The 25,780-nt window shown below is 42.5% G+C and carries 20 protein-coding genes, 1 tRNA gene and 2 pseudogenes; 8 read left to right on the top strand and 15 right to left on the bottom strand.

Going from position 1 to position 25,780, the window contains the following annotated elements:
• Window positions 1-38: 38 nt before the first annotated feature.
• From traN to BT_RS13115, 4 genes and pseudogenes are all read left to right on the top strand, one after another.
• On the top strand, window positions 39-956 hold the full coding sequence (gene traN / locus BT_RS13130) for a conjugative transposon protein TraN (RefSeq protein ID WP_032812065.1): 918 nt from the start codon (window positions 39-41) through the stop codon (window positions 954-956).
• Window positions 953-1,540 (top strand): conjugal transfer protein TraO, encoded by a 588-nt coding sequence (locus BT_RS13125; protein WP_008026705.1) that lies wholly within the window; start codon window positions 953-955, stop codon window positions 1,538-1,540. Before traN ends, BT_RS13125 begins: the two co-directional genes overlap by 4 nt.
• A gap of 20 nt (window positions 1,541-1,560) precedes the next feature.
• A complete protein-coding gene (locus BT_RS13120) occupies window positions 1,561-2,025 on the top strand; it encodes a DUF3872 domain-containing protein (protein WP_008026727.1) in 465 nt (154 codons plus the stop codon).
• Window positions 2,026-2,035: 10 nt separating this feature from the next.
• Window positions 2,036-2,607: pseudogene (locus BT_RS13115) on the top strand (tRNA (adenine-N(6)-)-methyltransferase).
• A gap of 198 nt (window positions 2,608-2,805) precedes the next feature.
• On the opposite strand, the gene BT_RS13110 reads toward BT_RS13115, so the two are convergent.
• From BT_RS13110 to BT_RS13060, 11 genes and pseudogenes are all read right to left on the bottom strand, one after another.
• Window positions 2,806-3,168 (bottom strand): hypothetical protein, encoded by a 363-nt coding sequence (locus BT_RS13110; protein WP_011108377.1) that lies wholly within the window; start codon window positions 3,166-3,168, stop codon window positions 2,806-2,808.
• Window positions 3,169-3,530: 362 nt separating this feature from the next.
• A complete protein-coding gene (locus BT_RS13105) occupies window positions 3,531-4,688 on the bottom strand; it encodes a hypothetical protein (protein ID WP_011108376.1) in 1,158 nt (385 codons plus the stop codon).
• A gap of 124 nt (window positions 4,689-4,812) precedes the next feature.
• On the bottom strand, window positions 4,813-5,583 hold the full coding sequence (locus tag BT_RS13100) for an N-6 DNA methylase (RefSeq protein WP_011108375.1): 771 nt from the start codon (window positions 5,581-5,583) through the stop codon (window positions 4,813-4,815).
• Window positions 5,584-5,585: 2 nt separating this feature from the next.
• The gene (locus BT_RS13095) at window positions 5,586-6,389 is read right to left on the bottom strand and encodes a DUF4121 family protein (protein WP_011108374.1); all 804 of its coding nucleotides are present in this window, start codon (window positions 6,387-6,389) and stop codon (window positions 5,586-5,588) included.
• On the bottom strand, window positions 6,376-6,651 hold the full coding sequence (locus tag BT_RS13090) for a hypothetical protein (RefSeq protein WP_105100203.1): 276 nt from the start codon (window positions 6,649-6,651) through the stop codon (window positions 6,376-6,378). The genes BT_RS13095 and BT_RS13090 overlap by 14 nt, the downstream gene beginning before the upstream one ends.
• Entirely contained in the window at window positions 6,635-7,600 is a 966-nt protein-coding gene (locus BT_RS13085) for a hypothetical protein (RefSeq protein ID WP_011108373.1), read from the bottom strand. Before BT_RS13085 ends, BT_RS13090 begins: the two co-directional genes overlap by 17 nt.
• Before the next feature lie 232 nt (window positions 7,601-7,832).
• Window positions 7,833-8,336 (bottom strand): hypothetical protein, encoded by a 504-nt coding sequence (locus BT_RS13080; RefSeq protein ID WP_011108372.1) that lies wholly within the window; start codon window positions 8,334-8,336, stop codon window positions 7,833-7,835.
• 12 nt (window positions 8,337-8,348) lie between these two features.
• On the bottom strand, window positions 8,349-8,642 hold the full coding sequence (locus BT_RS13075) for a DUF4120 domain-containing protein (RefSeq protein ID WP_004297763.1): 294 nt from the start codon (window positions 8,640-8,642) through the stop codon (window positions 8,349-8,351).
• A gap of 11 nt (window positions 8,643-8,653) precedes the next feature.
• Window positions 8,654-9,478 (bottom strand): hypothetical protein, encoded by an 825-nt coding sequence (locus BT_RS13070; protein ID WP_011108371.1) that lies wholly within the window; start codon window positions 9,476-9,478, stop codon window positions 8,654-8,656.
• Window positions 9,471-10,397 carry a hypothetical protein gene (locus BT_RS13065; protein WP_011108370.1) on the bottom strand — a complete coding sequence of 309 codons (927 nt, stop codon included), beginning with the start codon at window positions 10,395-10,397 and terminating at the stop codon, window positions 9,471-9,473. Before BT_RS13065 ends, BT_RS13070 begins: the two co-directional genes overlap by 8 nt.
• Window positions 10,398-10,408: 11 nt before the next feature.
• Window positions 10,409-11,568 (bottom strand): annotated as a pseudogene (locus BT_RS13060) (hypothetical protein).
• 1,355 nt (window positions 11,569-12,923) lie between these two features.
• On the opposite strand from BT_RS13060, the gene BT_RS13050 reads away from it, so the two are divergent.
• The 3 genes from BT_RS13050 to BT_RS13040 all read left to right on the top strand — a co-directional run bounded on the left by BT_RS13050 (window position 12,924) and on the right by BT_RS13040 (window position 20,263).
• Window positions 12,924-13,976 carry a DUF2971 domain-containing protein gene (locus BT_RS13050; RefSeq protein ID WP_162303079.1) on the top strand — a complete coding sequence of 351 codons (1,053 nt, stop codon included), beginning with the start codon at window positions 12,924-12,926 and terminating at the stop codon, window positions 13,974-13,976.
• 889 nt (window positions 13,977-14,865) lie between these two features.
• A complete protein-coding gene (locus BT_RS13045; RefSeq protein ID WP_011108365.1) occupies window positions 14,866-16,059 on the top strand; it encodes an MBL fold metallo-hydrolase in 1,194 nt (397 codons plus the stop codon).
• Window positions 16,040-20,263, top strand: coding sequence for a S1 family peptidase (locus BT_RS13040; RefSeq protein WP_011108364.1), 4,224 nt, complete (start codon window positions 16,040-16,042; stop codon window positions 20,261-20,263). The genes BT_RS13045 and BT_RS13040 overlap by 20 nt, the downstream gene beginning before the upstream one ends.
• A 347-nt stretch (window positions 20,264-20,610) precedes the next feature.
• Here the strand turns inward: BT_RS13040 and BT_RS13035 are convergent, their stop codons facing one another.
• The 3 genes from BT_RS13035 to BT_RS13025 all read right to left on the bottom strand — a co-directional run bounded on the left by BT_RS13035 (window position 20,611) and on the right by BT_RS13025 (window position 22,374).
• Entirely contained in the window at window positions 20,611-21,846 is a 1,236-nt protein-coding gene (locus BT_RS13035; protein ID WP_011108363.1) for a site-specific integrase, read from the bottom strand.
• On the bottom strand, window positions 21,843-22,064 hold the full coding sequence (locus BT_RS13030; RefSeq protein WP_011108362.1) for a hypothetical protein: 222 nt from the start codon (window positions 22,062-22,064) through the stop codon (window positions 21,843-21,845). Before BT_RS13030 ends, BT_RS13035 begins: the two co-directional genes overlap by 4 nt.
• A gap of 237 nt (window positions 22,065-22,301) precedes the next feature.
• Window positions 22,302-22,374 (bottom strand) — tRNA-Phe (locus BT_RS13025).
• Window positions 22,375-22,579: 205 nt separating this feature from the next.
• Between BT_RS13025 and BT_RS13020 the strand changes: the two genes are divergently transcribed.
• On the top strand, window positions 22,580-23,839 hold the full coding sequence (locus tag BT_RS13020; RefSeq protein WP_011108361.1) for a sensor histidine kinase: 1,260 nt from the start codon (window positions 22,580-22,582) through the stop codon (window positions 23,837-23,839).
• Between the two features lie 66 nt (window positions 23,840-23,905).
• Here the strand turns inward: BT_RS13020 and gadC are convergent, their stop codons facing one another.
• Entirely contained in the window at window positions 23,906-25,618 is a 1,713-nt protein-coding gene (gene gadC, locus BT_RS13015; protein WP_011108360.1) for a putative glutamine/gamma-aminobutyrate antiporter GadC, read from the bottom strand.
• Between the last annotated feature and the right edge of the window lie 162 nt (window positions 25,619-25,780).

Here is a 25,780-nt window from a genome sequence, read left to right as displayed (position 1 = left end):
AATCAATCATTAACTAACCAATCAAGATGCAATCGGATATGAAAAAGATTCTGATGATGTTTTTTGCCCTGATGACGGGGGTGACGGCTGCCAGTGCGCAGTTGAGTAGCGGGGATTTTTTTGAGGGACTGAGCCGCAAGATCGGCTTTAGCAGGATGATAGCCCCGCACGGGCTGGAAATCACTTATGATAAAACGGTACATGTCATATTTCCTTCCCCGATCAAGTATGTGGACCTGGGGTCCACCAATCTGATAGCCGGAAAGGCGGATGCGGCGGAGAACGTGATCCGTGTGAAAGCTGCTAAAAAGCATTTCCGGGATGAGACGAACATGAGCGTGATCACTGAAGATGGAAATTTTTACACGTTCAATGTCAGGTATGCGGATGAACCGCTCCTGTTGAACGTGGAGATGTGCGATTTCATTCATGACGGTGAAACGGTGAACCGTCCGAACAATGCCATGGAAATCTATTTGCAGGAACTGGGCAATGAGTCCCCGCGTCTGGTACGCCTGATTATGAAGTCCGTGCACAGGCAGGACAAAAGACGGGTCAGACATATCGGCTGTAAACGTTTCGGGGTCCAGTTCCTACTTAGGGGGCTTTATACCCATAATGACCTGCTGTACTTTCATACACAGCTAAGGAATGAGACGAATGTCCCGTTTGATGTGGATTTCGTGACCTTCAAGATTGTCGACAAAAAGATCGTGAAACGTACCGCCATGCAGGAACAGGTGATCTATCCTTTGCGTGCCTGCAACTATGTGACCCGTGTGGATGGAAAGGCCTCGGAACGTACGGTGTTCGCGTTACCCAAATTTACGATACCGGAGGACAAGAAACTGGTGGTGGAGATGTATGAGAAACAGGGAGGACGCCACCAGATGTTTGAGGTGGATAATGAGTCCCTTGTGCGTGCTGAACCCGTCAACGAATTGAAGGTACGATGAGAATGACCGGAAAATTTGTGTTGCTGCTTGCGGCTATGCTTGCCCTGTTTCTGGGGCAGGCGCAGGCCCAACGCTGCCTGCCGGGTATGAAAGGTGTGCAGCTAATGGCGGATATGGTTGACGGTTTTTATTGCGGGAAGGAACGTAATGATACGGGATTCGCTTTCGGACTTGCCGTTTCTACCTATGCTAAGGGAGGAAATAAATGGGCATCGGGTATTGAAATCATGCGGCGGTATTATCCCTACCGTAATACACGTATCCCTTTGGAGCAGTATACTGCGGAAGGCGGCTACTATTACAATTTCTTTTCCGACCCAGGGAAAAATGTATTTCTGAATATTGGTGCTTCAGGATTGATGGGGTATGAAACTGTAAACGGTGGAAAGGGATTGCTCTTTGACGGTGCCGTCCTGAAAAAACATGAATCGTTCATTTATGGCGGTGCAGTGACACTGGAAGCGGAAACTTATCTTTCAGACAAGGTCGTCCTGTTACTGCGTCTTCGTGAACGTGTTCTTTGGGGGAGTGCCGCAAAGCACTTCTATACCCAATATGGCTTGGGCATCAAATACATTTTATAATGACTAAATCCATACGAAAAATGAAAAAGATACTTGATCAGATAATGATATTGTGCTGCATGGCAGCCGCCTTGTTTTGTTTTACCTTTTGTAGTGATGACCTGGATATTCAGCAGGAATATCCGTTCACGGTAGAGGCAATGCCCGTAGCGGACAAGATAGCCGGCGGCCAGACGGTGGAAATCCGTCTGGAAATTACCGAAGAGGGCAATTTTTCCGGAACGCTTTATACTCTCCGCTATTTCCAGCCTGACGGGAATGGATTGTTGAAGCTGGAAGACGGTACGGTTCTGAAACCCAATGACCGCTATTTATTGAGTGAGAAGAAGTTCCGGTTGTATTACACTTCAAGGAGTACGAATGAGGCACAAACGATTGATTTGTACTTTGAAAATAACTGGCAGGATGTCCGGCAGCTGAGTTTCAGTTTCAATAACAGGAATGACGGGGCGGAGAAAACGGAAGGAGGAGTCCGTGCCCAGTAAATTGAGCAGGATGTTCTTGAACTGCAGTGACGAGAAATACACTCCGGGATACGGAGTGGCTCCCATCATCAAGTATCTGCCTGAGGGGAAGATCATATGGTGCCCTTTTGATACGTGCCACAGCGAGTTCGTGCTTCATCTGCAGGAAGCCGGATTTCAGGTAAAATACTCGCATATAAGTACCGGATAGGATTTTTTTGCTTACGAGCCGGATTGTTGGGATATTATTGTATCTAATCCGCCTTTCAGCAGAAAAATGGACGTTTTTGAACGCTGCCTGCAACTGGACAAGCCGTTCGCCCTGCTGATGTCCAATTTCTGGCTGAACAGTGTCGGTCCGTGCCGGCTGTTCAAGGACAGGGAGCTTCAATTGCTGATGTTTGACAAACGCATCCAGTATGACAAAGGGGGAGGTGTCCCATTTGGCAGCAGCTATTATTGTCACCGTCTTTTGCCTAAACAAATCGTGTTTGAGGAACTGGCGGTCTGTCGGAATGATTACAGCCGTATGCATCGGGATATGGATAACTTGAATCGGATATTGCGGAAGGAGACACCGGGCTTTCCTTAGGAGTTGTTTGAAAGCACAAACGGAAAAATGGATTATGGGAAAAAACTTTTTTTTTATTGTTCTTTCGATTTCCGCTTTTTCCGCCCGTGCCGGAAATCCGCCTTCCATGATTGACAAGGCGGAAGAGGGAGTTTGAACTTTTCTATATACCTTAGATTACATGCTATCGGAGCCGTGAACAGTATACCATATTGCTCGCGGCTCTTTTATTATAGGGCTCTGCCCAGCAGTACTGACAGACGGTAGATATATTTGTTGTATTTTTTGAGGCACTCCATATCCAGTGTTCCGTTATGGTAGGGACTGGATTTGTCCGTGTAGAAGAATATGTCTACTTTACTGCTGTTTCTTTGAATATCCACCCCTTCAACCGGTATTTCTTCCGGGTTGTCATATTCTTCCAGCGGTAATTCCTCAATTGAGTTCCATTTGTCCATTTCAAGCAGGTTCAGTTTCCGGTTGAACAGGACGAAACCTTTCCTGGAGTAATCAATTCTTATACCGTATGGACGGTCCAGATAGAAACTTTCAACGGCCTTTTGTGCATACAGGCTCGAATTATTATTTTCCATTTTGAGTATTGATATAAGTTTTCTCTTTCAATAAATGTCTGTAAAAGGGAAGCAAAGATACAAAAAAAGTTTCTGTGTAAATTTATAGACGGATGAATTTGAATTTAATAAAGTAGAGGAATTGGTGAACGGTTGACTGTTTATGGGGAGATGCAGAGAGAGTATAGGAGAACTAGAATAAGTTGGTGAATACGACAATTCTATCTGCTCTTTTGGTTAAAACATACGTTTCATCATATTCATATCAACTATTTTTTATAGTCCGGTAATTTGTCCATTGTGAATGATTCTGTTTTACAGTTGCTTGCCGGACGATGGAAGGTCCGGCAAGTTCTGTTGATTTTTCATTCTATGATTCCATTTTAGTTGTTTTTCACCCGGTTCATCAGTTGCCCGGATATCTCATGCAGCTCCCTGCTGCGTTCCGGCTCCTGTTCCCGTGCAAAGGCTGTGATGCCTTGTGCCAGTTTCCAAAGTGTTGCTCCTCCTGTTATGCCGTCGTCGGGGTTGTTGTTCATCAGGAGCTTTTCGACTTCCCGCCCTTCGTTTTTCAGCAACGCGCCACGCTGTACCAGGGATTTAAGTTCCTTGTCAAAGTCCACGTCTATTTCCGACGCCCCCTGAATTTCGATGGCTTTCTGCATGATCGTATTCTTGCTGTAAAGCCCTTTTGTCAGGTCTTTGACAGCTGAGACAGTAGTCTTCGTATCCAGCTCATAGGTTCTTTGCGAGAGCGCAAGCGTATCCGGCAGGCGTCCTCCCAGATGAATCTGCCGCATGACCGATTCACGTACCATGCCGTTCAAGCAAGCTCCGTTGAGCAGGAACGAGCGCATGTCCACCGAACCGTTTCCGAAATCGGATGTGCTGAATCTTGCTCCCGCGAATATGATTACCGTCCCGTTTTTACGGGTGGGTATTTCAACCGGTGTAGGAAGAATCGTCTCGCACCATACTTTGGTGTCATTCATATAGGCGTCGGACACGACGGCTCCGTTGTTTGCCGCTTCCCTGATGAATGCGGTTAGTATGTCCACGGAGTTGAGCCGCCGGTACGAGTCTGAGAGTACACCCCTGATTTCCGTTCCTACCGCACGGATGAGTACGCGTGTGCGCCCCGTCCATCCCGAATGTTCGTTGAGAATGGTTGCGCACAGCTGTTTCTGCCAGGCGTCTCCTGCGGAAAGCTCCCTGAGATATTTTGCCGGAATGCCCATTTTCTCGGAAATCTGGCTGATGGCATTTCCGTGCAGGTTGAAATTCCCTTCCGGCATGTTCATCTGTACTTGTTCCTCTGCCTGAAATGTAATGACCGGATGGCGGTCCTCATTACGCAGGTTCACTCCTATAGGTGCGATGAAGTCCTGCGCGATTTTTCCCTCTTCGAGCAGGCGGGTGATTGTAGCCATGACACCCTGCTGTTTTCCTTCGATCATTTTTTGAACCTTGTTTATGACTATCTGGTTCAATCCCTGCTGCTTCTGTACCGGTGCAGCGGCCGGCATTACTGTAACTTCCATAATTGCTGTATTTAATGGGTTAATAAATAAATTTGGCATACCGGCGGTATGTCTATAAAATATTATATGTAATTATTTTTTTTCGTATTGATGATTGGGTTTGGTATCATATTTTATGTCGTTATTACATCTTGAAAACGGCCTGTAAAGGCAGCAGGGAGTCCGTTTTATGCTTCCTGCTACCCGCTAGCATCGTTTTTCGTATGATATAAGGGGATGCTGGAAGATTCCTGCCTGCCCGGTATTCCTTCATGTTCATTCTCTTTATCGTGGGTATGCCTGTCCATGTTAGCATGGGATTGACTTTCCAACCGTCCACGAAGTTTCCGGGATTCAGGCTGTCATGGCAGATAACTTCCCCTACGCATCCGTGTATGAGCATGTTGCATACGGTCATCAGGCAGCAGGTCCGGTTGATATCCTCTCCTATGAGGTAGTTTTCCGGATTCCGTGCATGATAGGCCAGCAGCAGCCTTCCGCTTCCGCAGGTCGGGTCACCCATCCTCTGTCCGGTCATTTTTTCTTCCGTTTGGGTGCACAGCACCATGAGGTCGCAGATATGTACCGGAGTGAAGAATTGCCCCTGTGACTGCTGGGCACTTTTGGAAACCAGTGCCATATATAAATCCCCGAAAGGGTCATACCAGCTTGTATCATCCTTTATCCGGCTTGCCATGAGCTGTACCCACCCGGTGAGCATTTCCATAAATTTCATGTTCTGCAGCCGTTTGTACTTCCAGTTCTGCAGTGGGGGAGCACCGGGAGAAAACCCGTGGATGATGTAGGTCAGGAAATCGTTGAATACATTGACGGGATCGAGTCCGTTTGTGTAGGAGAAATCCGTTATCAGCTTCTCAAGCGGACGGACCGGGGGAGGGGTTTCGTATTTTGCCATTGTTATTTCTTTTTATAGACGGTTATTGTATGGGTATCATCGCAGGTTATTATTTTCACGGGAGACTTTCCGAGAAAGGATATGTGTATTTCGGCTTTTGTTTCGTTCCATTCCTGTTCCGTGAGTATTTCCCATTTCATGTGGTATCCCCATAGAACGAGTGAGTTGCTGTATATCCCGTCGAAGAGTTTCCCGTGAAGGATTCCGGTCAGCCTGTCCAGTTCCTCGCGTGAGTATAGGGTGAATCCTTCGGTCATGTAGAAGAACTCGCCGTCATGTTCCGGGTCGGGCTGCCTGTTGATGTGGTATTTGCTCCAGTTTCTGGTAGTATATCTGCCATACAGGGGTTCGGGTTCCGTATATTGCCACGCACGGACACAGGCCATGAAGTATACCTCCCCGTTGGCGCATTTTCCGGCATGTCCCCATGTCCTGAACTGCTTTTCCCTGATACCTGCTGGTTTTAAGGCGGCTCTCTTCGGATAAGTCCATATCCCTTCATGGACGTTATAGCCGACACCGTCCCCGCTTTCATAACAGAACGGGATGCTTCCGGAAAGGCAGATCTTGAAATGTCCGTCGCATATCTCTTCGATGTGTGCCGATTGAAACCAGTCACCGTTCCGGCAGGTATACTCGATGATGTCACCTGCTGCCGGTCCGATATTCTTTTCCCGTTCTTGCCGGATTATTGCAATGAGACGGTTTACCTTGTCCGTATCACTTTGGTTTATTCGATATCCGCGGTAATGGAAACCGTTGAAGCATTGCAGGCTGTCCACTGTATAAGGGTCAGTAAATTCCATAGTGTTTTCGATTTTTACGGTATACTTCAATTTGTCGGGCCACCATGTCACAGAACTTCTGTCCGTTTTCACCCTCTCCTCTGAAATAAGCGATCATGTTCCAAAGGTTCCGGTCGAAACAGTTCATCCACTTGTCGTAATAATGGCTGCCCTGCGTCTTTTCGAAGAAACCTTCGGCAAGACGCAGGGTCAGTCCTTCCTCTTCATGGTGGTTGTACTGCCACAGGGAGATGAGTAGCAGACGGTTATAGCAGAGTTCCATAGAATATGTTTTTTGATATTCCTTCCGGGGTTGCTCTTGCACAAAGGAGCTCCTCCCTTATCCAGGTTCGGGTGTATTCTTCCAGATATCCCTTGTCTATGAGTTTTTGATAGGCTTCCCGGACATATTTGTAAGCGGGGGAGTCCCGGTCGGGCCCTTCCGAATATTTTTGAGTCGGTATGTTGATTTCTGAAGCCACCGTCATGAGATTTTCGGTAACAGTCCACGGTTTCCTTCTGAAAAGGTCGAATATCCGGTAGTATATGCTTATTTCGTTTTGCTGCCGGTAAAATTCCAGCTCCTCTTCCTGCGTGAAACTGAATATGAAATCAAGCAGGGTGCACTTAATCAGATGGAATCTCCTGCTTTCCCTGAGTAACCGGATGAGCGTTTCGGGCAGGTGTGTGGCCTCACACTGTCCGGTTATCCATCCGTAATGCGAATAAAGCCTTGTATTCCATTTGGTTATCCGGCATCCTTTTCCTCTTTTCTCCATTTCTGCCGTATATCCGTCCGTGGTGAATATTTCCGCGATTTCCTCATAAAGTTTCCTCTTCTTTCTGTATTCGTTCTTTTTCCCATACACATATCCCCAGTCAAGCTCGATCTCTATCCTGTAGATCAGATTTTTTTCATATTCCGGGTTTGTATATCCGAAAGCATGTGTTCTCCCGGTTATCGGTCCCAGTATGAATCCTTCCGGTGTATATAGTTGAAGTACATGCAGCAGTTCCGCCAGAAGGAAGTCCGGTTTCTTGCTCCTCCACCATTTTGCCTGCCGGTCTTCTTCCGCGTATGCCGGAAGAAGGGGTGAAAGTTGTACATATTCGGGGGTGTCCCGTATGATTTCCATTATCCGTAATATTGCCCCTGGTTTGTCTTCCAGTGTGAAAAGTGTCGTTTCCGTATCCGCATACAGTCTGTTCCGGGTTCTTTCATCTGTAATCATAGCCGATCATTTTTTAGTTATACATGAGCCTGTCGTGAGACGGGCATTTTTATTTCTTGTTGGATGCGTTGTCCGTTTGCCGGGGATTGCGGCAAGGCTTGACGGAAAAAAATACCGGAGCGTAGCGAGGATGATTTTTTTTCTGTCAACCAGCCCGCAGGGCTGCCTTGCGCATTCAGTCCGGCAAACGGCTATCTTTGCGGCAAGAAATGGAAATGCGTAATCCGTTTTGCTATTTCCGCATTTCCCGTTGGTGTTTTTCGGCTTTCCTTTGCAGCCTTCTTTCTGCCTCCTGTACATTTTCTTTTTTTATTTTGAGCTTGGTGACAGCCTTTTGGAGCATTTCGTCCGTCTGTTCGTCAAAAAAGAGGTTGTTCTGCTTTTGCCATGTGGTGTATTCCCTTATCCTCCGTTCCATCCTGGTGACCTGTGCCTTGGCTGCCGCCAATGAGGAGAGGCAGGAGCCGAATGAATAGTCTTCACCGCTGTGCCTGTCATACAGGCAGTAGGTATGTGTAACATTCCCTTTGGGATATTGGCAGGTCAGTCTTGCCCTTCTCCACCGGACGACCCAGTCATATTTGTCCGCCACTTTTCGTGGCAGGTCATATCTGAAGAGCAGGACTTTGCCGCCCTGCTCCGTAGTCCTGTAAAAGGAGATGATCACCCACAGCTCGATCTCCAGCTCTTTTTCCGCTTTCGCCATGTCCCTGGCATACTGTATCCATTCTTCCATGTTCCGGAAACTTTAAGTGTGTATCTGCCATCCTTTGAAGGGAGTCAGCTGTACGGCAAACGATTCATCCGGTGAACCGTGATAGAGCAGCCCTCCGACAATCCCTCTGCTGCCGTCCGGGTACCTTTGGGTGAACCCGAACGAATAGGGCGCCCAGTCGTGGTAAAGCTCTATTTCACACGGGCGGTCCGGATTCTTTTCCCATGCTTCAAGACGTTCCATGCAGTTCTGTAGTGAAGTGTCCTTGATTGATTCCGCATACTGTACTACCTGGTTGTAGTACTCCTGTTTGCACATGATTTTCATGATATTCCGTTTTAATTGGTTGATAATGTTTTTTCTTTCTGTCTGTTCCTGCTTGTATTCCTGACGGTTTTGTATTCAGTTTCCCAGCTGGTGGAGTCGCACCAGTCCCTGCACATTCCGCATACTTCGGTTGCATAGGAATAACGTACCTGTGAGTCTACAAACAGTCTGTCCCTGACGAATGGAAACGTAATGTCCAGGGGCAGACTGATGTGGTAGCCGGAACCGTTGAAACTGTTGGCGACGGCTACGATGACATCCCTGTGGAAACGGATAGTTCTGAAATCTTTTCCGTTGTCGTTTGTGACAAGTTCATTGAACCCGGCATTGAAATAAATACGTAGTTCACCACCGTATGTGGCATTATCCACCAGTTCTTCAATTAGTGTGTCAAACTGTCCTTTCTTCAGTTTCAGGGCGCGCCTGACCTTGTAACAGGACATAGTTTTGGATGCTTTTCCGATGCGTTCCTCTATTTTCTCACCGGGAGAGTAGTACATGTTGACGGCGGCGGAATTTTTTATGAGTTCTTCCGCCGGGTCGGTATCACTCCTGCTCAAGATGAGGTCCGTAATCTCTTCACGGTGTTCCTCGAATTCTTCCTGCCTTTTCTCTTCTGCCATCTTCTCTTTGATTTCCCCAAGTATTTTGAGCAGACTTTCCGCTTCCTGTTCAGCATAACATTCCATGACTGTTTCATATAGCCTCTCCATGTTATTGTTCCGGATGCACTGCTCCTGCAGGTCTTCGCGTTCGTTCAGATTCTCCCGGTAGTCCACATGATACAGGCTGACCGTTTCGGGAACATATTTTTTCCATGGCTCCGTATTATTCATAGCATTTGCATTTAGGGAGGACTGCTTTTGCTTCAGCCGGTGTTTTCTCTCTTTTGACTGCTCTGAGCCTGTGCATAATGTGCAGGAACAGTTCCCGGTCATAAATCCTGTAGAAGAAGTTTTCTCCGGTTTCCTTGACGCTTCCGGTGAATGAGACGGAATCACGGCAGGGAGGAAACTGGAAGAGGCATCCGCTTGTTATTATGGTGTATCTCTTTTCCTCCACTTCATCCAGCAATGTTTCCATGTCGTCATGCCTGCCATATCCGGAGAAATACAGAAAATGATGTTTCCTCAGGCTGAGCAGTATGTTCGTCATGTCTTTTCTGGCCTTGCAGGTGTCCCCACCATCATTTCCTCCGGTTACCATGTTACAGATGAAACGTTCCCTGTTTTCCTTGTCGGTGAATGAATAGGGAATGGTGATAATCTCCTGCTTGTCCTTGCTTGTAATTCTCTCCGCTTTTCCTTTGGTGACTTTTCCCTTGAATGTGATGTTGTGGTAATGCTCGTTCATTTGCCGCTCCAGTTCGGCCTGCGGGGTCATGACCGGACGCAGTCCCCGGAAAAAACGTTTTCCGATGGTGAAACAGAACATGTACAAGCTGCCGTGGTAGGGCTCGCCGAAAAAGAATGAATGGTGCTTCAGACGGACGGGAGGCAGTTCGTTCATACAGTTATAATAGTTCTCCTCTGTAATTTCACGGAAGGGTCGGCACAATGACTTGTCATGAATGCGCGACCTCTTGTGTATGGCGTTTCTTGTTACTGCAACTAGAAAAGGATTGTTTTCCTGTTTCTTGAGTTCCTCCAGTGTGCTGCCGTAGTAGTCACAGTGTATGCCGTCCGACATGGATGTGACGCAGCTTCCTCGGAAACAACGGGAGTCAATGACAAATTTCAGATGTTCTTTTTTCATGGTCAGATATTTTAGAGGTTTAAGATTCTCTTTGCCGCAGACACCGCATTCGGATTGAGTTGTCGTTGCCATGCCCTGTTTCTGGGTGACCAGTGGAAACCGGATGATTTGAGTTCCCTGCGTTTGCTCTCTTCCGGTATTTTGTTGAAGAAGACCTGCAGGCGACTTTCCTGATAGTTCCAAACGAGGATTCCACCTTCAAACGTTACTTCCCTGTTTTCCAGCTCTTGGGTTTCCTTTAACTTGTCCCGCATGCGACTGGCTGTTTCAGCCAGCTGGAAGAACCGGTGGCGTGGTGTGATGACAGGCTTCTTTATGCCGGCATTATATTCGGAGATGAAGTCGATTGCCTTCTGTACGATTTCCACGTCGCCATGGCCGGCAAATGTGCTGACCTTGTTGAAGATGCTGCTTACGAAGAGTGCCCGGTTGTATCCTCTGGCTTTTCCCGTATCAATCTCGTGAATCGTGTTTGCGCTGCTTGCAATGTCACGTTTCAGTCTGCGCCATGTTTCCTCCCGTTTTTCTTCTTCGGGCCTGTCTTTTTCCGTGAGCAGTTGCATGGCTTTCAGAAATTTCTCACGCCATTTCAGGAATTCGTCGTATCTGTTCTGATAGGCATTTTGTGCCTTTTCATTCCTTTGGAAATTGAATCCGCCCCGTCCTGTTACCATCGGGTTTGCGCAGCGTGAGAGGCTGTGGAATAAAACGGATATTTTACTTTTGTAAGTATTGATGTAATCCTTTTTTTTGCCTCCGGTATTTTCTTCAGGTCTTCATGGAGCTGCTTTTCATATCCCATGATGTCCGTTTCAGCCCTTGTTTCCGGATCATGGGAATTCCAGCGGTAGGCATTGACGGCAATTTCTTCCAGTTCTTCCAGATAGCCGGGATACTTGAATTCTGTTACTTCCCAGTTTTTGAAGTCAGAAGCACGCAATTCTTTCTCTTCACCGTTTTCCGTGTAGGTATGGATATACATATACATACCTGTGCTTTTCTTGCGGAAATGGAAGGCGACCGCATCTTTGTCCGTTCCGATTCGCCGGATGGATTCTGCACGGTGCGCATTTGTTTTTGTGAGCGGAGTGATTGTCGGGGTACCACTGCTACTTTCTACGAGGTTCATTACTCGTTCTTCGTGAACCTGCATTTCGGTCATTTCAGCCATACTTTAATCATTTAAAATTAGACATAACCGGCTCCGTGGAGCCAGTATTTCGATTTCTTACTTGCCGGGTTGTTCGTGTCCGGGATTGTGCAAGGCTTGGCAGGAAAAAATACCGGAGCGTAGCGAGGATGATTTTTTGCTCGCCAACCAGCCCGCAGGGCTGCCTTGGGCAATCCGCAGGACACGGACTATTTTTGCAGGTAAGAAGTTGAAATATGAACCAAGGAATAGGGTTAACTTGAAAATAGTAACAGTATTACATTGGATATATCTTTATTGAGTAGTTTAACTATGTGGCTTTATAAATAAGATATCATAGTATTGATTTATACTAAAAGTTTGTTGGTTACAGATTCTATGTGATATTGTTTTACAGTAGTTTTGTGTTTTTCAAAGTAACGGATTGGATTTATAAAATATCTTTTTAGAGGATTGTTCCACTTTTATTTCTCTTTCAAGAACAAGGAACAAATAAGTAACTGAACCTTTTCCAAAATTTGCTTTTTTGTGTTTTAGTGGTTAAGACAGCCAAAGCTACTATATGACATAAATTGTATCAGTTAGAATTATGTTTAATCTTTAATTTATGCTTTTAGGTTTACTGTTTCGGAACCCTAATGGCCTCCTATATTTCGATAAAGAGCATCGTCAGAATGACAGGTCATTCGAATACCAACAGCATACAGGTTTATGCGTAAGAAGATATTTTCAGATAGGAATTGACTGTTAGAAAAGAAATGGAAACGCTATCAGAAATGTCCGCTTCAGAAAAAAAATACACCCCAGCAGAATATCAAAGATTTTTGTTTACATGCTTACTATCCATTATGTATAGTCAGAGTAGTAAAAGAAACAGCATAATGTTGGCAAAAGAAAGATTATCTCCGAAGAAAATGAAAAATATTTTAGTTTGGGTTTGGGGGTATTCCAGTAAAACACTATGTTTGTAGTGACAATGTAAATAATCTATTTTACTATATGACAATAAAAAATAAACAAGCTTTCGTTATCGGCAATGTAAGTAACAGAGCATCTTATAATTAAGGTAAATGTCAATAGAAGGTCAAAGAAGGCAAGAAGGAAGTGAGCCCAATATAATTCGCGATCGTTAGGTAAAAATCAGACTAGTGAATAGAACGGACCATACAAAATGATAGTGGTTGGTTTATTGCCGAGTTTCTCCACTAAATCAGTTTGCCGACGTTTCTCGAGAATTATACTATTGGTTTCTATTTTATTTGAGAATATTCTGCAGGACGATGGCAGCAATATACTTCTGTTAAAAATATTACTATCTAGTCAGATGAAAAGATTGAGAATTATTTATTAATATAATAAACCTATAGTTATATATTATGATGGATTTTAGAAAAAAATTTCAAGATATTCTGGAAAGTTCTTATATTACATGTCAGGTAAATGAGGCATCCGCATGGCATGATATTTATAAATTGCTTCTTCCCAATATACCGGAAAAGCTTTTTCGATATCGTAGAATGGATAAGTCCGGCTATTCTATTAAATCGTTTAGGGAGGGGACTATTTCATTATGCCATGCAGGGATGTTTCCAGATAAATATGATTCATATTTGTATATAAATCAGGACAAGATTCGAGAAGATTTAAAAAGGGCATTAAAGGATGCATTACGTATATGTCTTTTCCATATAACACATAAATCCCCTAATATAAGAACAGAGAAAGCAACCCGGATATGTTACTACAGAGAATGCGGATATACAGACGAGCAGATCATAGACAAGATCCTTGAAGAGGAGTATGTTGGATTTGTTGACAATATTGAGTCTGCCATAAAAAGCCGGGAGGCCCGTTTTCGCAATCCTCAGAATAGTGCTAAAATAGCTTGTTTTACAGAAAATGTGCAGTCAAAGTATATGTGGGACAGGTATGCTGACGGATATAAAGGCTTTGCACTGGAATATGATCTTAGAAACTGTGTTTTTAAATATAATAAATTGGGAATGAATGTAAATCTCTTTCCTGTTATATACACTGATCTGCGACCTGATGTCACGTTGGATGAAGGAAATATCCATACATATGAATATTTCAAACAGATCGGAGACAAGAACTGGCTTAATTACTTGAATTCTATAATCTCTGTTAATCAGTTGTATTGGTACAAGGCCTATCTATATAAAGATCAAAAAGAATACGAACATGAACACGAATGGAGAATGCTTTACTATAATTTTGAAAATGAAGAGGACTATGCCTCAATTCCAGACACAGGATGTTTGAAAGCAATATATTATGGGCCGGATATAGCAAAAAAAGACAAGGAAAAACTACACAGAATAGCTGTAAAAAAGGGATTGAAGGAATATGATGTGAATCTTGATGCAGAAAGCCGTAAATATGATCTGAAAGTAACCATGTTCCAATAGCTGGTGAGGTCAGTGAATATAAAGCCTGTCAAATTTTGCGGAGAAACTAAAAATACAATATGATATAAAAAATATGTTTTGATGACATTGTGAAATTAGATACCATTTTTATTATTGATTTATAATTGATTAAATCAAGAAAGTCTTGCATATCTCGCTTGTAGAACATATATTTACATTACGGAAATCGTTCTTTGAGTCAATACAAGGTAAAACTGAATATTGTAATTTGATCATTTCTAAATTTCTACTTATTGTCTATAAAGTGAAAAATAACTGTTTTATTTTCAATGAGATATAAAAAATGTTGTGTTTGGCAATATGTATCTTCAGCTGCTTTTTTATTTCGTATAAATCGGCTATTTCTTTCAAATAACTGTTTATATGTTGGTGATAGGCAGACAGAGGTTCTTTGGGGATTTATAGAATGATTTTCGAGTTTTCTTTCAGTTATGTTTCTATCGTTGAATGGTCATTAAATTTATGAGATGACGTTTTTATAAAAAGTAGAATGAAATGGATTTTAGATTTTGTATGATAAAATCCATTGATATGTCGCTTTTATGCATTATTTTTGGAAATAAATAAGAGTAGGAGTTATTTGAAGTATAGAGAATCTAAATGTCTGTGCTATAACTAATTTGTAGCTATTTTATGGATAACGATGATAAATCTACACATTATTAGTTTCTTTTTATCTTCGCACTTAAAAATATGATTTCTATATGAAAATAGAATTAGAGACTTTGATATCAGAATGTATCGTATACGATTTCAAGTTGATACTTGAAAAGATGAAATCCAATACTTGTCGATCTAATGGCTCAGTTGGATTACATGGAAAAGCGATAGGAGAAAAGATAAAGAATAAATGTAAAGAAGATGAATTATGAAATGCTATTTTCGTTCATTTGATGCAGGTATTGGTGATTGTAATATTATTCGTCTTGTAAAGAATGAAGGGGAGCAATATGTGATTATGGTAGATTGCGGTAGTTACACTGAACCCTTGAAAGAATACTTGCAAAACGCACTACACAATCATATAGATCTATTGATAGCCACCCACATAGATGGCGACCACATACAAGGGATAGCTACTATGCTAAAAAAGCACGAAGGTCTAACTGTAGGAGAAATATGGTATAACTGTTATAAACGGACAAAAGGTGCAGAATATATAGAACTTAATGATCAGCAGAAAGCAATCCTAAAGCAAATACAAAAGGCATTGCCCGTAGAGTTTGATGCTATCAACTACCGAGAAATCACTGCAACACAAGGAAAAACACTTGCTCAAACTATCCTTTGCAATGAGAAATTTAAAGGAGTGTGGAAAACGGAATATATCACGTCTAATACAGAAGACTTTGATATACCCGGAGGTTTTGGAAAGATAGTTTTTCTTGCCCCCAGGCAAGAAGCACTAAAAGCTATTGAGAATAAATTCAAGGAAGCTTTTGATAAGTATTTCATGCAGGCTTGGAATGAAAGTATAGAGAATGTTGAGGAATTACAAGAACTGCTGATAAGGTTAGTAGATGCCTACCAAGATAAGTTTGGAGGCAAGCAGATTTCTGCCAAGAATAAACCTGTCTATAATGTGGCATTTGTGAGGAAGCAAGCCAAGGAAGAGGGCGCCGATGACTCTGACACCAACTGTTCGTCTATAGCGTTTATGTTGGAATGTGGTGAACATAGGATAGCGATGCTTGGTGATGCTTTTGCCGATATTATTGAGGAAACCATTGACAACAAATACAAAGACCAAGCAAAACCTATGGAGTGTGATGCTATTAAAGTGTCACACCATGGAAGTAATGGAAATAGCAGCAAAACTTTGCTTGACCGCATCAATTCACATATATATTTCATACCCGGAGGAAAGGGGGAAAAGTATCCCGCATGGGGAACGTTTGGAAGAATAGCAGAAAAACATAAAGATGATCAAGCAAAACTGATAGTTTTCAGCCGCCAGTGTACAATTACGGAAAAGATGAATGGGTTAAACGAGGAGGTAAAACGCGAATTAGGCGTAGAAACTATCATTACTGAGCAAGAGTATGAGTTATTTGAATGGTAAAACAGTAGAAACACTAGTAGTGCCTGTACACTGCGAATCGGAGCAGGGAACGGCCTTTTTTATCAGCGATACACAGTTGCTAACAGCTCGCCATGTGGTGAAAGCCCATTTCCAAAGTGTGGCGGCACCTGCCGCTATTTATATCAATGTGGCTGGACAATCCCTGCTGTGTATGGGAGAAGAACTGTCAATTCCAGGAAACGCTATTGATTTAGCATTGCTGACCGTAGTACCAGAAGCAGACTATCATGCAACAGAGTATATGACCTTATTGTGTGACGTGTATGTGAAGAACTTGCCCCTTCGTGTATATGGCTATCCACAAGAAATGGCTATGGGATGTAATCTCGTGGATTTGGAGGTGAGAAACCGACTTGAGATAGAAGGGGGTGTATGGAACAACCGCACCCTGATACGTGATGATAAACTGACTCTACACAATTTCGATGGTTTGTCTGGTTCACCCGTGGTCAGCATGTCTGGCAGGGTGACAGGCATTATTGTTCTTCAGATAAATGAGACGCTGAGCTACCTATCGGTATCAAAGGCTAAAGAACATCTTGACAATAAAGGCATTCGTTATGATATCGACTGGGTTACAGACGATATTACCACTATGGGTATTGGTCGTAGCTATCAGCTTTGCAAAGATGCTGTGGCTACGGTTCATGGCAGATATATGCCCAAGTTGCATCAAGAGAATAGAGACTTAGAAAAGACACTTGATAATATTTCGGATAAGCAGCAATTAGAAGAAAGTGCTAAGAAGGCAGCGACGTTGTCAGAATGTATCAGTAAACTTCCTGACCATATGAAAGAGATGATTCAAAACAAGCTGAAAATATGGCTAGATTTGGATATTGATATGTTGATGGCCAATGGTTGTAGCATTCTGAAACGCTGCTATGATTATATAGAAAGTGAGCATCCTTTCAGGTCTGGAGGATACAGTGACAAAGTAAGGAAACTGAATGAAATTGTCTATGAACTGAAAGAAGAAGATTTTGAGCGACTTAGATTTACTGAAACAAAGAACCTTTGTTTGATAGGGAAAGCGGGCTCCGGCAAGACACATTGTTTATGTGAATATGCCCTAAAGAATCAGACCAAGACAAATATATATCTTTTCTTTGGAACGGACTTCCAAGCTTACCAGTCTGCTATCAGCTATATTCGAGACATGGTTTGTCAGGAGATGAGTTTCGCGGATTTCAATCAAGAGTTGAAGAACCGTGGTCGCTATGCTGTGATAGTGATAGATGCTATCAATGAAGGTTTAGGATGTAGCTACTGGAATAATCATCTTGGTGCATTACGCGTGGAACTGGAAAACTATGACCATATTCGACTCATTATTTCCGTTAGGATACCTTTCGACAAAGAGATGAATGACCTTTTGGAAAGTAAGAAGTGGCACATACAAATAATAGAGGGATTTGTGAATAAGGCTAAAGCTATTGATGATTACTTTGAAGAGTATGGTATTGATCAACATTACCGAAACCATCGGATAGAAGCGTTCAAGAACCCACTGTTCCTAAAGATATTCTGTGAGACCTTCCATTCACTAACAGAAAATGAAAGACGCCACGTCAACAAGCAGATGCTGTACAAAAGGTATGTGACCAAAAAGAATGAAAAGGTGACGGATCTGGTGGATGAAGACCCAGAACTGAATATTGCAGATAAATATTTGTCAAAGTTGGCTAACTATAGCGTTTTTTATAACCATTTTAACCCTATAACGCGGCGCAAAGCTCGCCAATACGGACAACGCATGGCTCCGTACAGGCTGTGGGAAAAAGACCTGTTGCACGCGTGCCTGACAGCTAATCTGCTTTTAGATGACCGTTCACATACAGGTGAACCCGCAGTGATGTTTGAATATGAAAACTTAGGTGACTACTACAAGGCAGGTGAGCTGTTGCAGTCGAAGATGGATGTGAAGGGACTATTGCGGTGGATAGATGACGAGAGAAAGTATTTGGAGCGGAATACTACAGTGCCGTCCGAGAAATTCAGGACGGCAGTCAAAGCTCTGTTTGACTGTTGGTATCATAAAAAACTGGAAGTTTATGACGAGAGGTTGATACAGAAAGGAGGTCCGTTGTATGAACTCTATTATGACTTCCTAATGGAGTTGGATATAACCGATCAACAGCTTATATCAATTTTACAGCGGCTTGACAACGATAAGGTCAATCCCTTACGTCTTGTACAAAAATTTGGTGAGGTAACATTGGATGAGGCTTTACAGATACACGAGAAGTTGAAAACCTACTCAACAGTGGGGCGCAGAGACCTGATGTGGACACGCTATGTCAACCAGATGTACGAAATGTATGGCGATAAATATATAGGAGAGGTGCCTCTGGAACAAGATTATACATTAGAGGTGAGTGATGGCGAGAGGGAATATCTGATATGCATTACATGGATGCTCAGTTCTTCGCACCCCAAGTTCAGAGCGATTATCATCAGGAAGCTCAGAAAGATCCTCCAGATACATCAGACGCTAATTTTATGGCTGATAAGATTGTTTGAGAATGTCAATGACCCATATGTGTTAGGCGGACTATATTGTGCTGTCTGCGGTGTAGTGCTACCTTCCCGGGATAAAGAACTGACCTCTGCTATTGCATGCTGCATATTTCATCTCTATTATGAGCATGAGGAGACAGTGCCACAAGATTTAATAGTTCGTCAATGGACATTGAAAATTATAGAGCGAGCATACTATCTGGATGAAGCATGTGACTATTGGAAATGCATCAGGACACCATTCAAGCCACAACCTATAGATGAAAGTGCCATTCCTGAATACCATCATATAACGCAAGGTTATTTTGGCCTGCAACAGGGGTCAATCAAGATGTATAACTCTCTGTTCAGTTTAGAGGATTTTAATCGTTATATCATTGGAACTAACAACAGACATTTCAGCAATGATTATTTCCTATTAACAGAAGGTGGAAAGTACCAAGGTATTCTTCTTCATAATATTATGGCAGAAATGGCCTATTATATTATGAAGGTGTTTGATTGGAATGACAAGTTAGGTTATCTGGATAATGGGAAGTACTCGCCTGACAGATCGCATAATAATCAGGAAAGAATAGGAAAAAAGTTCCAATGGTTGGCATGGCATAGGGTGAATGCCCGTATGATGGATGCTTGTCGTACTTCGAAAGAACAATACTACTACAGCGACGAAGCAGAGGAGAAAGATTTGATATCTAACCCCTATCCGTGGAACACTGCAGAAATATCTCGTTTTGACCCAACACTTGATGTGGAACAGAAGTACGAACCTGAAGCGGGATTGATAGGAATAGAAATACAGCCAATTAAAGGCAAGGAAGAAGAATACTGGATAAACAAGAATGAGTACTTACCAGACTTCAGATGTATGGCTAAGCTTCAGGATGGTCCAGAGTATGTGATGCTGATGGGTTATGATACCTCCAAAGAAGATGAGAAAGAGACATTTTTGTTTAGCAATGCGGGTTTTGTGAAACAAGAAGATGCTGAGAAGTTTGCTGATTGGGCAAAGAATCAGAATTTTTATGGACGATGGATGCCAGAGCGTCGTGGTATGATAGAATTCCTATGGAATGATTATCCCTGGGCTGATGTGTATAAGTCGTCAATCGAACATGAAGTGTGGTCTCGTTCGCATGATTGTCCTTGCGATATGCAGTTGTCGTATGAAGCACAACTGCAAGAAGACTGGGAAGGAATAGGTAGAGAAAATGAGTTTCTGAGTACTGTATATATGCCTTGTGCAGAAATGATGGACCAGATGGGGCTTTATTGTTCAGAGATAAGAGGCGTGATAAAGGCTACAGACGGTAGCGTGGCGGCTTTAAATACAGGGCATGGTAATTGCATTAATGGTCTTTTCGTACGGAGAGATATATTGAATGATTATTTAAAGCGTAATGGTTACGTGATGTTCTACTATGTGCTGGGTGAAAAGGTTCTTAGAATTGGTGAAATGAACTTCATTATGAAAGACCTTTCAGCGGCATACCAGTTTCAGCCCGAAAATGAGGCTCTTGTTATACAACCTATGAGAATAATAGAGAGAGTTGCATTGAAGAAGAAAAATGATGAAGAGCGGTTGACATCACACGAAATGGCTGATGCGGATTTTGGGGAATTACTTAAGGTAATATCGGAAGATAAGAATGAAGATGAGTAATGTGTGTTGCTATGTTTGTTAGATGAAATATATTGCCGTTTTTTCCTGATGAATTTATCAAAGTAGTTGATTTCTTGAATGAAAATGTGGTTTCAGGTGAGTTTAATAATATATTCTTTACTTGATTATCCAATATAGAATAACTATCTTTATCATGTTGTAATAAGGTAAATCTTATTGGAAACACATAGAATCTATTTAGGTGCAAAATTGAAGAAGATTGAGAAAATACAACTTACGGGATACTATATACTGTTTTTAGTTCCGATAGTTTCGTATGGATCAGAGTTATAAGAGTTTGAAAAGTATACCCTTTCGAACTCTTATAATAACATGCCGTAGATAATTTATTGTGTTAATCGTTTCTTGACATTGAGCATGGATTTTTTTAGACTGGCATTCATGACTCGGGCATAATGTTGGGTCATTCGTGTGGAAGCATGTCCAAGCATAACTGATACGTCTTGTAGGGGTACATTATTGGCGAGCGTAATGGTAGTCCCGAATGTATGCCGACCAGCGTGAGTGGTGATATTTTTCTTAATTCCGCAGAAATCTGCTATTTCTTTGAGATAGCTGTTCATTTTTTGGTTGCAGGGAACTGGGAGACAACATCCTTTTTTGATGCAAACAGGATTATTTTCATACTTCTTTAGTATGGCAAGCGGAACGGGAAGTAGAGGTATGTTACAGATGGAAGATGCTTTATGCCGATGCATTAGTTTGATTCTCCCTTTTCTGATCCACCAGTCTCCATTATTGTCCTGCACCAGATCTTCTTTTTTGAGCGTGGATACATCGGCAAATGCTAGACCGGTGAAGCAGGCGAAAATGAAAATATCTCGTACCAGTACTAATCGGGGTATAGTGAATTCCTTATTCATAACGGTCTGTAATTCGTCATATGTGAGGAATACAGGATCGGTTTCATCCTGCTCCATTTTGTATCCATAAAACGCATCTTTCTTCATCCAACCTTTTGCCAGTGCCATATTTGTGATTTTCTTGAAACATTTCATATATCGTACAATAGTATTGCGGCACAAACCGACTTCTGTTTTTAAATGCAGGTCAAAGGCTTTTATGAATTCCGGAGTGAGCTCGTGGAAAGTAATATCCTCTTTGTCATAAAATGTAGGAATGGAATTTTCGAGTTTTTTCAGTACATTTTTGTAACGGTTGATGGTCACTGGTGCATAGTCAATATTCACAACTTTCTCCATCTCCTTGATTTCTTGTCGTATTGTTCCAAGCAGGGTACGCATTTCCGTATCCTTGCCGAATACACGTTTTAGTATTAAGGAGGGAGTGGATATTGCCTGCTCCAGTATAAGTTCCTTATATTTTTCCAATGCTCGCGTGGCTAATTCAGATAAATAACTGTTGAGTTCATTGGAAGCCCGGTCTTTTCCTTTACTACATCCTTTGGCTGCGTTCCACAGTTTGAGAGGAACGCTTCTTTGGATTCGTGTTTCTTCGTATTGACCGTTAATTGTGATCCTCATTAGAATAGGTGCTTCACCATTTTTTAGTAATTTCGTTTTAAGAACGAAAAACAGAATCTTCATTGTTCCTTGTTTCATAACCTTTTTTCTTTAAGTTGGTAAATACAATTAGTTATTCTGTCAACTTGAAAGATGAGTTGGAAGTCGGTAAAAAAGTTAAAATCGGTGGCTTTTTTGTAAACATGGTCTGAAAAACCACCGTTTTTTTTAGTTTTAAGATTCTCTTTGTTTTCCTTCATCTTATATTTGTCGGTAAAGGAAGAATCTTTTTTGCTTTTTTTTTCCGCTATTTCCATTACATTCAAGCAGGTATGCAAAAGTATGTTTTTGCTCCTAAAAATGATTGGCGCAAATTATTGTAAATGAGTGAAATATAGTGCAATCGGTGGTTTTTTTAAGGGACTCTGAAAAAGCCACCGAATGGGACATTTCCAGATACTCGAATCGACTAGAATTTGCGTATTGGAATATAAAAGAAAACCCATTGAAATGACTGAATTTCAATGGGTTCTGAGAAATTACCGAATCGATAGTGGTGCCACCAGGAATCGAACCGGGGACACAAGGATTTTCAGTCCTTTGCTCTACCAACTGAGCTATGGCACCTTTCTCGTTTGCGGGTGCAAAGATAAGTATATTTTTTAATACTGCAATAACTTAGAGAGAATTTTTCGTCTACTTAGGGAGAAAGAAAAAAAACTTTTCTTTCTAGGTAGAATAAATATGCAAATGTAGTATCATTTATTCGGTATATTTTATACTTTTACGAGTCAAAACGATCAGGGCACTACAAACAATAGAATATATTATTATGGCATTACAGTTTGTTACAGTTGTTTTATTAGCTGGATTCATTTATCTACTGATTAAGTATCAGTCGGTTAAGAAGAAAATGATATTGGAAACATCTGTAATGCTGCATGAATCCAAAGAGTTGACTTCCATACTACAGAATATAAACGTTTACTATCTGTTGATTGACAGAGACCTCATCGTCCACAATACCAATTATTATACACTGAATCATTTGACTCCTGCGCAGGGAGAAGAAAAAAGAGTCGGAGATTTATTGCATTGCAGAAATGCGATAGTAGCCGGAGAATGCGGGAAACATGAACAGTGTAAGTTGTGCTGTATACGTACATCTATAAGCAAGGCTTTTTATGAGAAGAGAAGCTTTAAGAAACTGGATGCCTCTATGCAACTTTTAAGTGAGGATGAAAAGACGGTTATTCCCTGTGATGTTTCTGTTTCGGGCACTTATCTGAAAATAAATGGTGAAGAACGTATGGTGCTGACAGTCTATGATGTGACGGAACTTCGAAATATGCAGCGCCTGCTGGATGTAGAAAGAGAAAATGCGATTTCTGCCGACAAACTTAAGTCTGCCTTTATCGCTAATATGAGTCACGAAGTCCGTACTCCGTTGAATGCCATTATCGGATTCTCTGGGTTGATGGCTACGGCTACCAGCGAGGAGGAAAAGAAGATGTATACCGATATTATCTCTGAAAATAATGAGCGGTTATTGCGACTGGTAAATGATATCTTCGATCTTTCGCAAATAGATGCAGGCGTGTTGAACTTTGTATATTCGGAGTTTGATGCCAATGATCTGCTGAGGGAGCTGGAAGGACTTTTCGGAATGAGGCTGAATGAGAATCCTTTGGTGACACTGGTCTGTGAAGCACATCTGGAACCGATTATGATGCATTCGGAGAAGCAGCGTATTATTCAGGTATTGACGAACTTGCTTCATAATGCGATGAAATTTACTAAAACAGGTGAAATCCGTTTCGGATGTCGTATGGAAGGCACGGATGAAGTCTATTTTTATGTATCGGATACCGGTATCGGCATTCCGAAGGAGGAGCAGGAAAAGATATTCTCCCGTTTTACGAAGCTTGATCGGGAGATGCAGGGAACAGGGCTTGGACTGACACTTTCGCAAACAATTGTTCATAATCTTGGGGGAAGATTCGGTGTAGAATCGGAAGTCGGTAAGGGTAGTACTTTTTTGTTCATCTTGCCTTTGGTTACGAAGAAAGAAATAACAAATGATAAGATATGAATAATCCCACCTTGAATCAGGAAATATTCAAGGTGGGATTATTTATGTAAACAATATGTTTAGCTTTTAAGATTTAGGTGCACCCGCATCTTTAATTCCGGAATCTGGCGATCCGTTGCTTGCTGCGGTATTTCCACCGGAAGGAGCTGGATTGCTTGTCGGAGTAGAACCGGAGGTTGTAGAGCCTGCGCTTGCCGGACCGGAAGTTGGGGTACTTGCTGGTCTGGCAGTAGCGGAACTGACCGGACTTGCAGACGATGTCGAAGCAGAAGCCGGACGAGCGGCATTTGCACTGTTGGCAGTAACACCGACAGTAACAGCCTGAGGCTGAACTTCCCAATGGAACGGCTCGAAATTAGAGTTTGGATCTACCCAAGACGGTTTCTTGGATGCGTAGATGATAAACGGAGCAACGACTACGATCAATGCACCGATGATCAATACGGAGAACCAAACGGTATTGCTACCGGTAGAAATCTGGCTGGGCGGGATAAAGCTCAGAATGAATGCGAGCAATGAACCACAGAAGCCAAGACCACCAATGAACCACATTAAACCGTTACCGGATTTACCGATACGGAACGGACGATTCAATTTCTTCATCTTATAACGCAGTGCGATAGCTCCGGAGAACATCAACAGATACATAATCAGATAAAGAATCACTGTCAGCTGTGACAGAATCTGATAGAAACTCTGTACGGAAGGCATAACGACGAACAACAAACTCAGTACAGTCACAGCGATACCCTGCACGAACAAGATATTCTTCTGTACACCCAGTTTGTTTGTTTTCTGGAAGAACGGAGGCATATAACCTGCTTTACCTACGGCAAAGATACCTTTTGACGGACCTGCAACCCATGTCAGCACACCTGCCAACACTCCGAATGCAAGAGCGATAGCGATGATCGGTGACAACCAGGAAGCGTGAATGTATCTGAAATAGTTATCGAAACCGACGAGCAGACTCTGAGTTAAGTTAATATCCTTAGCAGGGATGATAACGCCCAATGCGAAGGTTCCCAATACGAAGATAAGAACAGTGATCAGCGCACCGATAAATACGGCTTTCGGATAGTTCTTGGAAGGGTTCTCTACGTCTTTTACGTGGATACCGCCCATTTCCATACCGGCATAAAACAGGAAGATACTGGCAGCAAGGACGACGTTATCGAAGTTGGTAAAGTCAGGGAAGAAGCTGCTGTGGAAATCCATATTGGATTGTCCTCCAGTTGCCAGATAGATAATACCTAATATAATCAGCAAAGCGGCCGGAATAATCGTACCCACCATACCACCGATTTTGGCTACCTTACCAACCCAGCTCATACCTTTCAGAGAAATGAATGTAGCCAGCCAGTAGATGATAAGAACTACGACGAGGGTGTAATACTTGTTGTTTGCCAGCGACATATCATGTACGTCGTTCATTCCGATGAAGGCGATGGATACGGCACCGAATGTCAATACGGTAGGATACCAGATCGTACTTTCGATCCATTGTACCCAGATGGCGAGGAATCCCAGTTTCTTGCCGTAGGCTTCGCCTACCCACCGGAACACACCACCTTGCTTATCCTGAAACATAGCTGCCAGTTCAGCTGCTACGAGCGATGTCGGGATAAGGAAGACAATCGCCGCGAAAAGATAGTAGAAGGCCGAACTCATTCCGTATACGGCCTCGGCTGGTAGCCCACGCAATGATACTACTGCCGTAACGTTCATGATAGCCAGGGTAAACACGCCCAGCTTCACTGCATTTTTAATATTTGCCATAAGTTAAGGTTTTAAGTGAAAAATATTTTAAAGTCAGTGTTATAACAACATTTTGCGTGAGATGTTTCCGCAATCTCTTTCAAAGTTCGTTAATTAACATCACCGGATGGCTCAATTGTAAACCTCCGGACGCCTGTTCCGAAACAATCGCTTTCTCAGATT

The sequence above is a fragment of the Bacteroides thetaiotaomicron VPI-5482 genome (assembly GCF_000011065.1).
In the GTDB taxonomy this organism is placed as follows: Bacteria; Bacteroidota; Bacteroidia; order Bacteroidales; family Bacteroidaceae; genus Bacteroides; species Bacteroides thetaiotaomicron.
Note: the sequence above shows the minus strand (reverse complement) of the source record. Positions and strands in the feature narration are given on the sequence as shown.